Below are 15,824 nucleotides of genomic sequence, written 5' to 3' on the forward strand. Positions count from 1 at the left end.
AAGAGGAGCAAATAGTATGATTGGGATTTTATACTTTTTAGTAGTTATTTTGGCAAATACCTTAGGGGCCATTTCCGGTATGGGCGGTGGTGTATTAATTAAACCTATCTTTGATTTCATCGGTGCTCATTCGGTGGCAGCTATTTCCTTCTATTCAACAGTAGCTGTGTTTACTATGTCGATTGTATCGACCACTCGTCAAGTGAGCAGCGGTCGGAAATTTAATTGGAAGATTGTTAGCGGCGTTTCTGCAGGTGCTGTTTTAGGAGGGATTCTTGGAAATGTAACCTTCGAGGTACTTTTGAAGCTCCTCACTGATGAAAAAATGGTTCAGCTTGTTCAAATTATTCTGACGATTATGACCTTGCTTTTTGCCTTTTTATATACTCGGTATGAGTGGCGAAGTTTTCATTTTCGTTCGGTAGTAGCCTACATTATTTGCGGATTATTGTTGGGTTTTCTAGCCAGCCTGCTAGGAATTGGCGGTGGACCAATTAATGTCTCACTGCTAATGCTGATGTTTGCTTTACCGATTAAGGAGGCCACGATATATTCAATTTGTACGATCTTTTTCTCCCAATTGGCTAAGTTGATTACGATAGCCTGTTCAACAGGATTTGCCCGCTATGACTTAAGTATGCTGATCTATATCATTCCAGCAGCTATAATAGGAGGGATTATAGGAGCTAAGTTTAGTAATATCCTGTCAGCCAAAAGAGTGACCTTTGTCTTTCAATTGGTAGTTTTGATTGTTTTGTTGATAAATATTTATAATGGTTATCAAATCATTTGCTGGATGTGAAACTTTAGTAAGAGAAGCCCTGTGAGCAGCTAGACGTTCATCCTTGAAAGGAGACAAGCTCATGATTCAACTTATCCTGGGAGACATTACTAAACTAGATTTCCATGTTGATGCAATCGTAAATGCGGCAAATGCTCAGCTGATTCCCGGCGGTGGAGTGGATGGCGCAATCAATCGTGCAGCAGGTCCAGAGTTGGGTAAGGCGATGCTTCAGATCGGCGGAACGCCTACAGGGACAGCTGTGATTACTCCAGCTTATAAGCTGAATGCCGAATACGTCATACATGCGGTTGGCCCAATTTACAGAGATGGCGAGCATGGAGAGGAAGACCAGTTGTACACAGCTTATGAAGCTGTTTTTGACCTTGCTCATGAGAAGGGGATTCATTCTCTGGCAACTCCGATAAACAGTGCGGGTGTTTATCATTATCCCAAAGAGGAAGCTGCACGGATTCTTTATGAGGTAGCTTCTCGCAAGGAAAACGAAGACCTGCAGGTGAATATTGTAGTGATTCGGGAAAGCTGGCTGCCGATTTTTGAGCAGTTAATGGAATAGCTAGTAAGAAAGCATCCTATGATTGAGGAAAAAAATCAATCCTAGGATGCTTTCTCTTATCTAAGAATAAACCGCGCTTCTTTTTTGCAGCAAACCTGCTGCTGATCGGATAAAAGAAAATCTACGCAGGCCTGACCAATTTCCTTAGAAGAAAAATCGATAGTAGAGAAATTTAGCAGTTTACTATAGGATGAATTGCCTTCACCAACCAAAGAAAAGTCCTTTTTATGCACGAAGCCGGCCTCCTGAAAAGCTGATAGAATTCCGGCTGCAGTAGTGTCTCCGTTGGTGTAAAGATAGGTAGGAATGATTCCTTTAGCTGCGAGTTCCTTTGCCCACGAATAACCACTCTCATAGTCATCAATTTCTACAAAATAGTTTTCTCCTTCGACTGCTGGGCCGAAATATCGTTCAAAAGCTTTAATTTTATTTTGGGTAGTGATACTTTGATCAGCACTTCTTTTCGTCACAAATACAACGTCTTGAATTTTTTTAGCGTGTAACTGTGAGAATAGCTGGTCATAGGCTTGTTCCCGGTCCGCATAGATCATGGGCACTTCTGTATCTTCTAACTTCTCAGTCGAAACTAGCTTGCCCTTCGCCATCAGTCGGCTCCAACTAATCGGATGCGGCGTTCGTGAAGTCAGGATTAAACCATCAAATAATTTTTGCTCCAGCATGGAATAGTAGTAGCTCTCGGTTTCTTGTTCATAATAGGTAGGCAGCAATTGTACTTGATAGCCTTTTTCTTTGGTTGCCAGCAAAACACTGTCGATTAAATGGTCGTAGCAGGAATTATTGTAAGGAATTTGTACACCGATTACGCCACTTTTACCGGTACTCAATTTTACGGCATTGCCGTTTTTGGTATAGCCGGTTTTTTTGATGACCTCTTGAACCAATTTTCTTTTTTCATCAGACACATATTGTTCCTCGTTAATAACTCTTGAGACCGTGGACAGTGAAACATTTGCCATCCTAGCAATATCACGAATATTCACTATTCAGTCGCATCCCCTTTTTTATAGCAGTGCTTCAATCATATCAAGCACACTCTCCTGATTGTTTGTTCCAATAATTTTGTCGGCAGCTTCTTTGACTGCATTCTGTGCATTTTCCACCGCGAAGCTGAAGTTGGCATATTCCAACATTTCGATATCATTTCCACTGTCTCCGAAGGCCGCTAGTTCGGCAGGAGAAATATTCCACGCCTTGCACAGCTTTGATAGTCCATAGGCTTTGTGAACGCCGGGAATAATCAAATCAATATCGCCGTGACCGCTGGAAACAGGGACCAAGTCTCCCTCTAAGAGAGTCGTTAAGGCAGCTACTTTTCCGGGAATATTAATGTTAGGGAAGGACAGTGCGAATTTGAAGATTTCATCCTGTTCAGCTCTGATATCCTCAAAACGCTCCAAGCGCTTAATACTAGGATAATAAAATTGTACACCTTCAAAGCGATCATCCGGCAACTGCTCGGACACATACGCACTATTTCGGCCGCATAGAACCACAGCAGTTGGGTCCAAGGTTTCGATTTTCGCTAGTGCATTTAACACAACCTCCGTATCTAAGCGGGCATTATAAAAGTGTTCCCCTTCTAAAACAATATTCGCGCCATTCTCAGCAACGAAGGATATTTCTTTATGGTTGTCAGGAAAGAAGCTTTTCAATTGGTCGTATTGATTTCCACTGGCAACAACAAATTTTATGCCTTTTTCCTGCATTTGGTGGAACAGCTGCTGAAATCGTTCCTGGTTGTATTTCTTTTGATCATCTAGAAATGTTCCATCCATGTCTACGGCAATCATTTTAATCCCCATTTTTCCAACTCCTTTTTAATGTCTCTATGAATATAATACCCTCTGAAACGCATCCCAGGTCAAGAACTTATTGGCAACGAAGGCTACTGATACTAAGTTTGAATGGAAAGAAACACGATACTACAGATTGATCTTTTTGAGTATCAAGAATTTTGCTATAATGAAGCGCGAATAGTTGCAGTGTTTACAACTTGGCAACATCTTACCTTTATCCTAAAGACAACAAAGGAGGAATGCAAGATGAAGCATTTATGGAAAAAGCTGGTAGGAATTAGTTTGATCGTGGTAGCGGTATTTGTCTTTGGGCTCTTAGGTTATCAAAGAATGGTTGAAAAGGCCTTCGCCAATAATGAAACAATCGAAATACAAAAGGAAAACGACAGCAATTATCAACCGGCAGATGAAAAGACCTTGACCGTATTTTATGAAAACGAGCTAGCATTTGATGCGCGAATTATAACTGACCTGACCCAAAAGTATCAGCTAGACAAGAATCAAACAACAGTAGGGGAATTAACGAAAGAACAGTTTGATTATCTTCAGGCTTCCTATTATTTACACAGTGAAGCAGAAGCACCTATTTTAGCTAAAAATGAAAAACCGTCAACTGCTGAAGATTTTACCTATTCACTGGAGTCGATGGAAGGAGACGTAATGGCTATGGGGGAAGAGGATGATTCGGAGGCCCCCATTTTAGCAATTTTGGAGAAGTATCAGGTGGATCCTGAGGGAAAAATTAAGGACTTGAACGTCGAAATAATCATGGAGATTTCTGCTGCATTGTTTCAAGCGTCAAGTCATCCTAAAGAGTAAGGAAGAATATGGCAAAGATATTAGTTGTAGAAGATGAAAAAAAGATTAATCAGCTGGTTACTATGAGTTTGGAAACCAATGGTCATCAATGCCTGCAAGCTTTTTTTGGGATGGAGGCTCTCACTGTAATCGAAAAAAATCTGCTTGATTTGATTATTTTGGATGTTCAATTACCCGATAAGGATGGTTTTCAGCTGATGCCTATGATCAACAAGTATCAAATTCCGGTGATTTTTTTGACCGCCCGCAGTGAAATTTCTGATCGGGTAAAGGGGTTGAATTTAGGCGGTGAAGATTATTTGGTAAAGCCGTTTGCGATTGCTGAGCTTTTGGCACGAGTAGAGGTTGTATTGAGAAGATTCCAAGGCCCTAAGGAACGGTTCACCTTGGATCAGCTGGAGGTTTTGCTGGAGGAACGAAGGGTTTATTTACAAGGAGGTTTAATCGAATTAACCCCGCAGGAATTCGCCCTGCTGGAAACCTTTATTCAATATAAAAATATTGCGCTGACTAGAGAACAGCTGCTGCAGCAGGCTTGGGGGATGGACTATGACGGGGATGAGCGAACCGTCGATGTTCATGTCCAGCGATTGCGAAAGAAGCTGGCGTTAAATCAACGGCTAGTCACCGTTTTTAAATTGGGTTATCGTTTGGAGGTTTCCTAAATGGAATTATGGAAGAAAAATTTCCTTTTTGTCTTTTCTCTATTGGAGATCATCCTGTTTGCTTTCTTGTTCCTGTTTCTGACCACGGATTTTTACCAGGAATTAAAGCAGGAGCAGCAAAACCTTCAGCTGACTACAGAAAATCTGGATAGCTATTTAGTGGATCAGGATAGCAGTATCCTCCATGTGCTGCAGCAAGTTCATCAGTCGCAAGAATTGTATTTTAAAGTGACCCGGCAGGATGGAACGGTAAAAATTTCCTCGCTTCCATCTGTTACACAGCACCAGTTGGACAGTTCAAGCGGCGTATTATCAGCTGGCAGTTTCCATTATTTATTTTTGGAAAAGCAAGGAACTAGTAATGACGGAACGGTAAAAATCACTTATGTTCAAGATATCAGTCGGGTATATAAAAGCTTCCACCAGCAAATTCTGTTGGCTGTTGCTTCGGGACTAGGGTTGTCTGTGGCGGTGGGGGCTTTGCTTTATTGGCAACTAAAAAAATTGTATCGGCCCATTCAAAACCTGTCGCATGAACTACGAACGCCCTTAACATTAATTTCCGGCTATTCAGAGCTGCTTTTGCGGACGAAGCAGTCAGAGGAAAATCAGTTGAAAATGGCTCAAAATATTTTAGATGAGTCTAGATCACTGCAAAAAACCATCGAAGAACTATTGATCATGGGAGATTTGAAAGGACAGGAACCAAAGAAAACGGCCCTTCGTTTATCTGACTTAGTTAATGCATTACAGCCTAATTATCCAATGGTGATGCTGAAGGTTGAGAATGAAGAGATGGTCCAAGGCAATGAGGTTTTGTTGAATCGGCTCCTTGTCAATCTGCTAGACAATGCTATCCGGGATAACAACTCAGCGGAGCTTCTTATTAGTCAAAAAAAACTTATCATTAAAAATCCTGCCAAAGAGCCTCTTGCAGCTAGTACGCTAAAAAAAATGAACAAAGGACGTAAGCTCGCTCCCCATGAATACCAAGGAACCGGGCAAGGCTTCTTAATTGCCAGAGAAATTGTACTGCTTCATGGAGGTACCCTGACGATCGAAAATAAAGCTGGCTTTGTCGAGGTGACAGCAGCTTTTTAGAAGACAGGAGTCACATTTCGGTAATCGTAGAGAAGTTCCATGACAAGAAATCAATCAACGTAAAAATAGTGCCAAGGAGAACACGACTAGTTGTGTTCCTTGGCACTATTTTTTAAGCTGTCGAAGCAACAAGGCCGCTAAAATCAGGGCATAAAGAATCGTAAAAAATGGAAAAGGTGCATATAAGCTTTTGCTCCTGGTAAGAACTTGAATGAACTGCATAGCAGAAGGTGCAAGCAGGCCGCCTAAATTGAACCCAACAACCATTAGAGAGGTCGAAAAGTTCAACTGCGTGCTGGTTTTAGAAATACTGCCAATATAATTGAAAATATGAGGAACCATCCAAGCAACAGGAACCCCCGATAAAAACAAGGCCAAAACCAGTAACGTAAAGTGATGATCCGCTAAGCTTACAAGAAGATTTACAGTAAACAGCAGTATAAGGTACAAATAAACTGTTTTATCTCTAAATACTCGATTCATTATGCCAAACAACAAGCCGGCCATAATGCCAAAAAGAGGCATGATAGCCAAAAAAATACTTGAATTAACGTTCGCCCCTTTAAGCGCTACAGCCATAGAAGGAAAACGAACAATGATGGCAAAATAACTTATCATCATCAAGACTGCAAACAGGAAGAGACTATAAATGGAGGAATCAATTTTTTCTTTAGCTAAGGGATTCTTCCGCTCCTCAACTGCTGCTTTTGGCACCTTTGTTTCAGGAACAAAGAAGTGAAGAATCAAGATTAATGGAAAAGCCAGCAGATAAACGGAGAAGGAATAACGCCATCCAAAGGTTAACAATAAACCAGCTAATAAGGTTAAGATCGCCTGACCAATATTTTCAAAAGCATTCCGAATGCCTAGTAAGGAGGCCCGCAAATGACCTTCATAAAAAATACTAATAAAACTAATTGCCAATGAATTAAAGAGTCCCAACCCAGCTCCTAAAATCAAACGGGAAAGAATGACGGCCGGATAACTACTGATTAGGATAGGTAAGCTGCCGCCGACACCAACCAGCAATAAGCCTAACGTGACCGTTCTTTTCATCCCGATTTTGTCTGCAATAAGGCTGGATAGTAGGATAGAGATGATGACAAATAGATTAGGCAAGGTACTTAAGATTTCCGTTTGTGCTTGCGAGATACGCAAGTCACTTTTCATAATGGGCAAAACACCATTGATAGCCGATGCACTCGTCAGCATTAAGGAAATGGCTAATATTGCCAACTTGGTTCTTAATTTGTGGATGTGGTTCACGTTTTCTCCTCCTCAGAAGCCAATCAATTCATTTTACTCTAAAAAGAGGAACAGGTGTATAAAAGTTTGATGGCGGTTTCAAAGTTGGTAGGATAGATTACTTATGAAAAGGATCGACATGTCTAGAAGTATAACAGCCAATTATTCTAATCATGAACAACTTTACTTTAACGGGCGATATAGACAAAATAATAAACCAACCCAATCATTAGAAGTCAGCTTCTAGTAAATGGGTTGGTTTTATCAAGCTATTTAGCAGTTTTTCGTTTATAGATAAGCAAACCAGCTAAGAATAAGAGGCTCAATCCTGTCAGTGTCAGAACAAGTGACGTATGCTCCCCAGTTTTGGGGTAGATTGTACTTGAATGAGCAGCTCCTGTTTGTTTATTGGAAGGGACAGGAGTAGTTTTGTCTGTGACTACTGAATTTTGCTGCTTGGCATAGATATAATTTACAGTAATTGGTTCCTTAGTAAAACTGCCCGCAGCATTCTCTGGTAGCTTAGTCTGCATTAATTCATATCCGCTAATACTTTTTTCAGTAGTTGTGTATTCCTGACCTATCTGTCCAGCTTGAGTTTCTGAAGGAGCTAAAGGTTCGCCATTTTCGTCAAGATAGTTAGTAGTTACGATGCCTTCATCTACTACAATAGGAGGATCAATTTTTTTGTATATGAAGGTCACAGTTTGTTCTTGCGCAGTGAAGGCTCCCTTCATGTTATTCGGTAGCTTTTCTTCAACGAGCACATAACCATCAATGCTTAATTTATATTGATCAGAGGAAACATCGTAGCCTTCTCCGATCGGTCCGTTAAGCGTTTGACTCTGTTGAATCTCTTTCCCAGTTTCATCAACGTATCTAATTAAAAGGTTCCCCAACTGAACATTCGGCAGCTTGGAATAAACGAAGGTCACCGATTTAGGTTCAGCAGAGAATTGCCCCTGCGCAGGATCACTATCAGCTTGGATCTCTTTAAAAGTAAAGCCGTCGATAGCAGTCGGTTCAACTAAATACTCACTACCAACCAATCCATGAATGGTTTCTCGTTGTTGAATCTCATTTCCGTTTTCATCAACGTATCTAATTAAAAGGTTCCCCAATTGAACATTCGGCAGCTTGGAATAAACGAAGGTCACCGATTGAGGTTCAGCAGAGAATTGTCCTTGAGCCGGGTCGCTATCAGCTTGTACTTCTTTAAAAGCGAAGCCATCGATAGTAGCTGGTTCAGCGAGGTAATCACCGCCAACTAATCCATGAATGGTTTGTCGTTGCTGAATTTCGTTGCCCTCTTCATCAACATATTTAATTAAGAGATGCCCCAATTGAACATTCGGCAGCTTAGCATAAACAAAGGTCACCATTTGAAATTCAGTACCAAATCGCCCTTGAACTGGATCGCTGCCTGACTGTATTTCTTTAAAAGCAAAACCATCGATAGCAGTCGGTTCGACTAAATAGTCGCTACTAACTAGCCCATGAATCGTTTCTCGTTGCTGAATCTCATTGCCCTCTTCATCCACGTAACGGATTAAAAGATGTCCCAGTTGAACATTTGGCAATTTGGAATAAATAAAGGTCACCGATTGAGGTTCAGTAGAGAATTGCCCTTGAGCCGGATCGCTATCGGCTTGTACTTCTTTAAAAGCAAAGCCATCGATCACAGCAGGATCAACCAGATAATCACTGCCAACTAATCCATGAATCGTTTGTCGCTGCTGAATCTCGTTGCCCTCTTCATCGACATATCTAATTAAGAGATGCCCTAATTGAACATTCGGCAACTTGGAGTAAACCAAAGTAACAACCTGTGGCTCAGCAGAAAATTTTCCTCGAATTGGATCACTGTCTGCTTGAATCTCTTTAAAAGCAAAGCCGTCAATAGCAGATGGCTCAACCAGATAGTCATTGCCAACCAGACCTTGAACCGTTTGCCTCTGTTGAATCTCATTGCCGTTTTCATCTACATAACGGATAGTGATAGAGCTTTCCCTGGATATTTTCTTATAAACATAGGTAATAACCTTTGTCCCTTCCCCTAAGCTTCCAGATAGAGGGGCACTGCCAGCCTTAACCGCACTAAAAGCATAGCCAGAAATATCTTTTGGTGTTTCACCAGATAAATCGTACCAAAACCATGAGGGTTCTTCATGCTTAATCTCATCGGGAGATATCGTTTCACCCGCTTCGTTTTCATACCGTAAAATCAACTTTCCATAGGAAGTAATATTAAAGTTAAATTGGTCTCGGTCTTGGCTATTGCCTTGTTCTTCAAATATCAGGCTAACGTTTCCGCCTTTGATAAAAGATAGAGAAATTTCTGTTCTTCCAGCATCACCTGAGGTAGGGGATACGGAAACTTCCCCATCCGCAGAGGCAGAATTGACCACTGTCCAAGGATAATTGCTAACTACAACGATTTTCTTTTCACTGCCAGATTTAATGACCTGACCGTCAAAGATTGACCCGGGTAAAAATTCCTGACCATCAATCTCCAGTCGAACATCTCCATATGCCTGAGGCTGGGTTTCGGCAGCTAGAGCACTTACCGGAAACAAAGCAGCAAGTAAAAATACCGTTATAATTTTAGTTACTATTTTCATGATGTGCCTCCTTGTCAGTAAATACTATCTACAAAAGAGGGATTGTTCAACTTATTTGATTGGTATAGCTTTTCTGTAAAATCAAGGCAGAAAAGCAGCAAACTAGCAGGCTCAGACAGCATACGGATTTTAAGCATCTGATTTTTGACAGCTAGCTCGATTAACGATGCTTCCGTACAGTTAGTTTTGAAATAGACTTAATTGCAAAGAAACCGCAGCAGTTTTTGAGTCGATAAGCACATCTGTCTGTGCTTATCGACTTTTTTCGTTAACGTAAAAAATTTAACCTATTTCCGCTTTTTCTTCTTGCCGCGCTTTTTGTCTGCGCGCCTTTTCAACCGCAGCTGTTCCCACCGCTCTTTTTTCTTACGAAGCTCTTCCGGACTTTCAAAGGAGGTCTGCTTTTTGGTTTCATTTTTTTTAGCACTTTTTTTGTCGTTCTTGTTCTCAGGAAGTTCTTTCGTGGCCACTTTTTTACTGAAATTCTTGTCAGGTTCATAATCAGGCAAATTCTCTGGTTCATCGTCCGTAAAAAATTCGGCCTGGGCATCCTTCAGCTTAATCCCACGTACAAAGGCTGTCAGAATCCGATCCACCAGCTCTGTGTCATCTGCCTCGGGAGGCACTATAAAGCCATCCAGTAAGAATTCAATCGCTTCTTCTGGAGTCTTGTCTGCGTAGACATTATTTTTCGAATTGTCGCTAGACTCCATGGATACAGCAGGTGCTGGTGAGCCATCCGCTTCACCAATTTCTGATAGATTTTCCAAATATTTTAGGGCTTCTGAGATTCGTGGCAGCATAATTCTCATCATGTCAACATTCGGTTCTGTTTCTACTGATGCTTCACGCTCACTATCGTAAACGGGCTCAGTCGGCAAATAAATGTAGCGGACCAATTCCGTGAAGCGTCTTACGCCGTCTTTTTCAAGTATGGTTAGTGTGTTTAAGATGGATAATAGGGCAGTGGTTTCTTCGATCGTGTAGCAAGGATCAGCATCCTTTAGAGTAAAGCGATGCTTTTTGCCATTGGCGTCTTTATAGACAGTGGAAATGTTCATAAGTTCTGTTACTTCGCGGCTGCCAGAGTGCAGCATCTTATGTAGATGATCGGTTTTTTCGCGAGTCGCTTGCGTAACTGCTAAATACTCTTCGTGGTTTTCAAATAATCGGGAAAGGACCTTTTCCCACTCTTCAGGGGTGAAAAATTCTTTAAAATAGACGCAAAAATGGCGGACAGAGGCTAGCTCCTGCACATCGCTTTCTAAAAATAAACGACAAATTAAGTCTTGAGCTAAGAAGGAAAAATCAACGGGTGAAAAAGCATTGCGAACAAGTACAAAAACGGAGCTTTCCACTATGTGTTGAATTGCGTGATGCTCTGCATAGTGCTCGAAAAAGCGGCGCTCGAGTCCTGGTCTTTTCATAGATAGAAGCTGGGTTTGCTGAAGTTTTTTTACGGTCATGGCGATATCTCCTCATATATAATTGTAAGTGTAATGAATTTTTTCATGTTGTTTTGGTATCCGCTTCCATTGTAATATATTCCAATAAAAAATCAAGTGTTTTTTTTTAAAGGAACAAATATGCTAACACGAACCCTGTGATTTAGCATATTTGTTCCTGTCTGTAAATATAACTATAACGATTATTATTAAATGTATTGTTATTTTTTCTAGGGCTTTTTCGTGATATTATAGCGAGTTATTAAGGGGTTTTAGTCGGATTTTCGATTAATAAGTTTAAGAATTGCTTAAGGGAAGTCTAAATTGGAAGGAATAAATTTTTTTCAGGTTTCAATTATAATTTTGAAGAATTAAGAAGCTAAACGATTTTTTTACTCGCCGATTTAGAGTGGAATGGCACAAGTTCAGAGATATAAGCATTATCCAAAAACTTGTATGCGCTCATTTCAAAATAGAAGTGATGGTTTTTGGTTATCTTGGATAGTAAAATAAACGAAGCAGCTATTTTATTTAGTCTAAACAACAAGGCCTCAGTTTTGAACGAAGAATGAAATCGTGTAAGTCCTCAGAAGATTGCACGATTTCGTTCGCTCATTGCTCCTTAGTTTCATTCAAAAAGTGAGCGATCATCGTAAAAGAAGTGAAGTTAGGTAAAACAGTTAATACCTTAATTATACAAAATAGAGATTTAGAGAAAATGCTTACCAGCTAAACTCTCGATCAACATATTTGATAGATAACAAACTAAAATACTAAAAATGGAGTATTGACAAAGAATAATAACGATGCTATCATAATTTGTGTAAACGGTCACAACTGAATACAAGGATTGTTACTGGTGAGGCAGGCGATACCACAGATAATTGTGTGTATTTGCGTGTTCTTTTTTGTTTTTTAGGAGGTGAATTTTCTTAAGGATGATTATCAAGAAGAAATTTAATAACAATGTACTGATGACGACAGATGAAGAAGGCAATGAAATTGTCCTTATTGGAAACGGCTTAGCCTTTCATTCTCGACCAGGCGAATCAGTTGATGAAACCAAAATAGAAAAAGTTTTCCGCATGGAATCTGGCAAAAATTCCGAGCTGTTTGCAGACTTTTTAGCCAATACCTCAAAATCACAGCTGGAGCTTATTGAGAAAATCATCATTTATGGCGAGAAAAAGCTAGACATTAAATTAAACAAATATTTGTACCTGAGCTTAAGCGACCATATTGAGAATGCTATTCAGCGTCACGAAGAGCAGCTGGATTTAACCAACCCATTGCTGTGGGAAGTAAAGAAAATTTATCCAAAGGAATTTGAAGTGGCTTCTCATGCACTTACCTTGATCAAAAATCAGTTAGGTGCGGACTTGTTGGAGGACGAAGCAGGGTTCATTGCGCTTCATTTTGTGAATGCACAGCAAAAGCAAGAAAAAATGCATCAAACCATGCAGATTCCCAAGATTGTCAAAGACATTTTAAACATTGTTTCTTATCACTTTTCGATCGAATTGAGTACAGAGGACATTTCCTACGAGCGCTTTTTGGTTCATTTGAAGTTTTTCGCTCATCGGGCAGTAACCAATGCCGATTTTCCGAAGTCCAATATTTCAATGCTGAAGCAGCTAGCTGCCTCTTGGCCGAAAACCTATGCCTGTGTTGAGAAAATTGATCAATACATGCAGGAAACACAAGACATAGCAATCAATGACGATGAGAAGTTCTACCTGATGGTGCATCTTCAACGAGTCACTGAAAAATAAAACAGGATTGTTACTGGTAAAGCAGGCGATACCTTAAACGAGCTTTTTTAGGCTGGTTTTGGGTATCGCCTTTTTTATTTTTGAAAGGAGCAAAAAGGAATGAGAGAAAGCAGTTTTCCAAAAGATTTTTTATGGGGAGGAGCCATTGCGGCAAATCAAATTGAAGGTGCGTGGAAGGAGGACGGCAAGGGAATCGGGATTGCGGATTTGTTTGTGTATGATCCTGAGGTAGACACCTCGAAGCTTCATGTATCCAATATGACGAAGGCCCAAGTGCTGACGGCGATGCAAGATGAAGAGCATTATTATCCAAAACGGCACGGGATTGATTTTTATCACAGCTACAAAGAAGATTTGCGGTATCTAAAAGAAATGGGCTTCAAAACCTTTCGTTTATCGATAAATTGGGCCCGCATCTTTCCTAATGGCGATGAGGCTGAACCTAATAAAAAGGGGCTGGCATTTTATGATCGTCTGCTGGATGAAATTATTCAGAATGGGATGGAGCCGATTGTGACGATGCTTCACTATGAAATTCCTGTCAACATCACCTTGAAATACGGCGGCTTTCACAATAGAGAGGTGATTGATCTGTTTGTAAAGTATGGAGAAACTTTGCTGGAGCACTTTGGTCAAAAGGTCACCTATTGGATTGCCATCAATCAAATCAATTTGCTGCACATCGAAACCTTTAATTCAATCGGTACTTGTATTGATCAGGTGGAGAATATGGAGGAAGCCAAATTTCAAGCTGTTCATAATCAGATGGTAGCTAGTGCTCGAATCGTCAAAAAGGCCCGACAGTTAAACAAAAAGCTGCAAATAGGCACGATGCTGGCTGATCTGACTGCTTACCCAGAAGATAGCAATCCGGAAAACGTTGTGTTGGCGCTCCAGCACAATCGCATGAGCTATTATATGACCGATGTTCAGTTTCGCGGAAAATACCCGGGCTACATTTTACGTTTCTTCGAGGATAATCAGTACCGTATTCAGCAGACCGAAGAAGACAAGGAGCTTTTAAAGGAAAATACGATGGATTTTCTAGCAGTATCCTATTACTTTTCTCAGATGGTTTCAATTGAAAAAAATGGCAAGGATTATTTTGCCACCAGTCCAAATCCCTATTTGAAGGCAAATCCATGGGGCTGGTCGATTGATCCGAAGGGCTTGTACAACTGTATTTCTCAGTATTGGGATCGTTACGAAAAACCGATCATGATTGCAGAAAATGGCTTAGGAATGTATGACAAGCTGGAGGGAACTACTGTTAATGATGAGTACCGGATCACTTACTTAAGCAAACATATTGAGCAGCTGGAAGAATGTATCAAGGACGGTGTGGAGCTATTTGCCTATTGTGCTTGGGGGCCGATTGATCTAGTTAGTGCCTCCTCACAGGAAATGGAGAAGCGCTATGGTTTTGTCTATGTCGATTACGACAATTTCGGCAAAGGTACTGGGCAAAGATATAAGAAGAAATCCTTTGAATGGTACAAAAAAGTCATCGCAACCAATGGAGCAGAACGATAAAAAGAGGAGGAAGAAATATGGCAGGATTTGACGAAACATTTTTATGGGGTGGAGCAATTGCCGCAAATCAGTACGAAGGAGGGTATCGAGAAGGCGGAAAGGGGCTTGGACCAGTCGATTATTTACCTACTAAGGCGGAGGACCGGGTGCATGTCATGTATCATCCGAGCTTGGCAGTGAGCCAGACCTTTGACTATTATCCAAGCCATAAAGCGATTGATGGCTATCATTTTTTCAAAGAAGACATCGCGATGTTCGCGGAAATGGGCTTCAAGTGCCTGCGGCTGTCGGTCAGCTGGCCACGAATTTTTCCAAATGGGGATGAAGAAGAACCGAATGAAGTCGGATTAAGGTTTTATGACGAATTATTTGATGAATGCCTAAACTATGGCATTGAGCCGGTAGTAACGCTGAATCACTTTGACACACCTATGTATTTATACGAAAATTATGATGGATGGACCAATCGAAAGCTGGTGGATTTTTTCGTAAGATACGCTTCAGTGATGTTTAACCGCTACAAAGGAAAGGTCAAGTATTGGCTGACCTTTAACGAGATCAACATCCTGCAAGTACTGCCCTTTTTAGGCGGCAGCTTTGATCCAGAAAAATTCGAGAACAGCTTGCAGGCCAAGTATCAGGCGGCACATCACCAGCTGATTGCCTCAGCACTGGCAACCAAGCTAGCCAGAGAAATTGATCCAGAAAATAAAATCGGCTGCATGCTGGCTGCAGGTGAGGCTTACCCTAATACCTGCAATCCTAACGATATCTGGGCAGCAAAAATGCTGGATCGGGAAGGCTTCTTCTTTATTGATGTTCAAGTGCGCGGGAAATACCCTAGCTACAGTCAGCGCTTTTTTGAAGAAAACCAGTTAGTCATTCACCAAGAAAAAGAAGACGAAGAAATTTTAAAACATACCGTTGATTTTATCGGTTTCAGCTATTATTCAACCAAGGTCGTTTCAGCCGATGATCAGGTGCTTTCCAGTGCAGAGAAGACCGATGGAAATATTTTCTCAAGTCTGGAAAATCCTTATCTGCCAAAAAGCGAATGGGGTTGGATCATTGATCCGATGGGCTTAAGAATCACCATGAATACGTTGTATGACCGCTATCAGGTACCGCTTTTTGTCGTAGAAAATGGGTTAGGTGCATTGGATGAGCCAAATGAGCAAGGGATAATTGACGATGAGTACCGCATCGATTATCTAAGAAAGCATGTCCTCGCTCTAGAGGAAGCAGTCAAGGATGGAGTAGAAGTACTGGGCTATACACCTTGGGGCTGCATTGATATTATCAGTGCCGGGACAGGTCAAATGTCTAAGCGCTATGGCTTTATTCATGTGGATTTAGATGATCAAGGCCAAGGAACCTTCAAGCGCAGCAGGAAGAAATCATTCAATTGGTATAAGCAAGTCATCGCCAGTAACGGTGAAAACGTATAG

The 15,824-nt window shown here is 40.9% G+C and carries 13 protein-coding genes; 8 read left to right on the top strand and 5 right to left on the bottom strand.

The window, feature by feature from the left end; genetic code table 11:
* The first annotated feature begins 16 nt into the window (after nt 1-16).
* Nucleotides 17-802 carry a TSUP family transporter gene (locus IGI46_RS04530; protein WP_429972984.1) on the top strand — a complete coding sequence of 262 codons (786 nt, stop codon included), beginning with the start codon at nt 17-19 and terminating at the stop codon, nt 800-802.
* A 61-nt stretch (nt 803-863) separates the two neighbouring features.
* Entirely contained in the window at nt 864-1,358 is a 495-nt protein-coding gene (locus tag IGI46_RS04535) for a macro domain-containing protein (protein ID WP_429972985.1), read from the top strand.
* A 56-nt stretch (nt 1,359-1,414) separates the two neighbouring features.
* Here the strand turns inward: IGI46_RS04535 and IGI46_RS04540 are convergent, their stop codons facing one another.
* Nucleotides 1,415-2,359, bottom strand: a complete 945-nt coding sequence (locus IGI46_RS04540) for a LacI family DNA-binding transcriptional regulator (protein WP_429972986.1) — start codon at nt 2,357-2,359, stop codon at nt 1,415-1,417.
* Nucleotides 2,360-2,380: 21 nt separating this feature from the next.
* A complete protein-coding gene (locus IGI46_RS04545) occupies nt 2,381-3,181 on the bottom strand; it encodes a Cof-type HAD-IIB family hydrolase (protein WP_429972987.1) in 801 nt (266 codons plus the stop codon).
* A 240-nt stretch (nt 3,182-3,421) separates the two neighbouring features.
* Here IGI46_RS04545 and IGI46_RS04550 point away from each other — a divergent pair, with 240 nt between their 5' ends.
* From IGI46_RS04550 to IGI46_RS04560, 3 genes are read left to right on the top strand one after another with little or no spacing between them, the layout of a single operon-like run.
* Complete coding sequence (locus IGI46_RS04550; protein WP_429972988.1) at nt 3,422-3,994, top strand: hypothetical protein; 573 nt, start codon at nt 3,422-3,424, stop codon at nt 3,992-3,994.
* 8 nt (nt 3,995-4,002) lie between these two features.
* Entirely contained in the window at nt 4,003-4,659 is a 657-nt protein-coding gene (locus IGI46_RS04555; RefSeq protein ID WP_429962261.1) for a response regulator transcription factor, read from the top strand.
* Nucleotides 4,660-5,760 carry a sensor histidine kinase gene (locus IGI46_RS04560; RefSeq protein ID WP_429972989.1) on the top strand — a complete coding sequence of 367 codons (1,101 nt, stop codon included), beginning with the start codon at nt 4,660-4,662 and terminating at the stop codon, nt 5,758-5,760.
* A gap of 105 nt (nt 5,761-5,865) precedes the next feature.
* On the opposite strand, the gene IGI46_RS04565 is transcribed toward IGI46_RS04560, so the two are convergent.
* From IGI46_RS04565 to IGI46_RS04575, 3 genes are all read right to left on the bottom strand, one after another.
* Complete coding sequence (locus IGI46_RS04565; protein ID WP_429972990.1) at nt 5,866-7,026, bottom strand: MFS transporter; 1,161 nt, start codon at nt 7,024-7,026, stop codon at nt 5,866-5,868.
* Nucleotides 7,027-7,274: 248 nt separating this feature from the next.
* A complete protein-coding gene (locus IGI46_RS04570) occupies nt 7,275-9,626 on the bottom strand; it encodes a MucBP domain-containing protein (RefSeq protein ID WP_429972991.1) in 2,352 nt (783 codons plus the stop codon).
* Between the two features lie 287 nt (nt 9,627-9,913).
* The gene (locus IGI46_RS04575; protein ID WP_429972992.1) at nt 9,914-11,092 is read right to left on the bottom strand and encodes a hypothetical protein; all 1,179 of its coding nucleotides are present in this window, start codon (nt 11,090-11,092) and stop codon (nt 9,914-9,916) included.
* Between the two features lie 917 nt (nt 11,093-12,009).
* On the opposite strand from IGI46_RS04575, the gene licT reads away from it, so the two are divergent.
* The 3 genes from licT (at nt 12,010) to IGI46_RS04590 (ending at nt 15,824) form a co-directional block, all read left to right on the top strand.
* Nucleotides 12,010-12,843: a BglG family transcription antiterminator LicT gene (gene licT / locus IGI46_RS04580; RefSeq protein ID WP_429972993.1), complete on the top strand. Its 834-nt coding sequence runs from the start codon at nt 12,010-12,012 to the stop codon at nt 12,841-12,843.
* 99 nt (nt 12,844-12,942) lie between these two features.
* Nucleotides 12,943-14,376, top strand: coding sequence for a glycoside hydrolase family 1 protein (locus IGI46_RS04585; RefSeq protein ID WP_429972994.1), 1,434 nt, complete (start codon nt 12,943-12,945; stop codon nt 14,374-14,376).
* A gap of 17 nt (nt 14,377-14,393) precedes the next feature.
* Nucleotides 14,394-15,824, top strand: a complete 1,431-nt coding sequence (locus IGI46_RS04590) for a 6-phospho-beta-glucosidase (RefSeq protein WP_429972995.1) — start codon at nt 14,394-14,396, stop codon at nt 15,822-15,824.

The organism is Enterococcus sp. AZ163 (genome assembly GCF_050498925.1).
In the GTDB taxonomy this organism is placed as follows: domain Bacteria; phylum Bacillota; class Bacilli; order Lactobacillales; family Enterococcaceae; genus Enterococcus_A; species Enterococcus_A ferrettii.

Coding starts and splice junctions, on each gene's coding strand:
- IGI46_RS04590 (WP_429972995.1), top strand. CDS start 14,394: ATGGCAGGATTTGACGAAACATTTTTATGGGGTGGAGCAATTGCCGCA.
- IGI46_RS04585 (WP_429972994.1), top strand. CDS start 12,943: ATGAGAGAAAGCAGTTTTCCAAAAGATTTTTTATGGGGAGGAGCCATT.
- IGI46_RS04575 (WP_429972992.1), bottom strand. CDS start 11,092: ATGACCGTAAAAAAACTTCAGCAAACCCAGCTTCTATCTATGAAAAGA.
- IGI46_RS04560 (WP_429972989.1), top strand. CDS start 4,660: ATGGAATTATGGAAGAAAAATTTCCTTTTTGTCTTTTCTCTATTGGAG.
- IGI46_RS04535 (WP_429972985.1), top strand. CDS start 864: ATGATTCAACTTATCCTGGGAGACATTACTAAACTAGATTTCCATGTT.
- IGI46_RS04570 (WP_429972991.1), bottom strand. CDS start 9,626: ATGAAAATAGTAACTAAAATTATAACGGTATTTTTACTTGCTGCTTTG.
- IGI46_RS04555 (WP_429962261.1), top strand. CDS start 4,003: ATGGCAAAGATATTAGTTGTAGAAGATGAAAAAAAGATTAATCAGCTG.
- IGI46_RS04550 (WP_429972988.1), top strand. CDS start 3,422: ATGAAGCATTTATGGAAAAAGCTGGTAGGAATTAGTTTGATCGTGGTA.
- IGI46_RS04530 (WP_429972984.1), top strand. CDS start 17: ATGATTGGGATTTTATACTTTTTAGTAGTTATTTTGGCAAATACCTTA.
- IGI46_RS04545 (WP_429972987.1), bottom strand. CDS start 3,181: ATGGGGATTAAAATGATTGCCGTAGACATGGATGGAACATTTCTAGAT.
- licT (WP_429972993.1), top strand. CDS start 12,010: ATGATTATCAAGAAGAAATTTAATAACAATGTACTGATGACGACAGAT.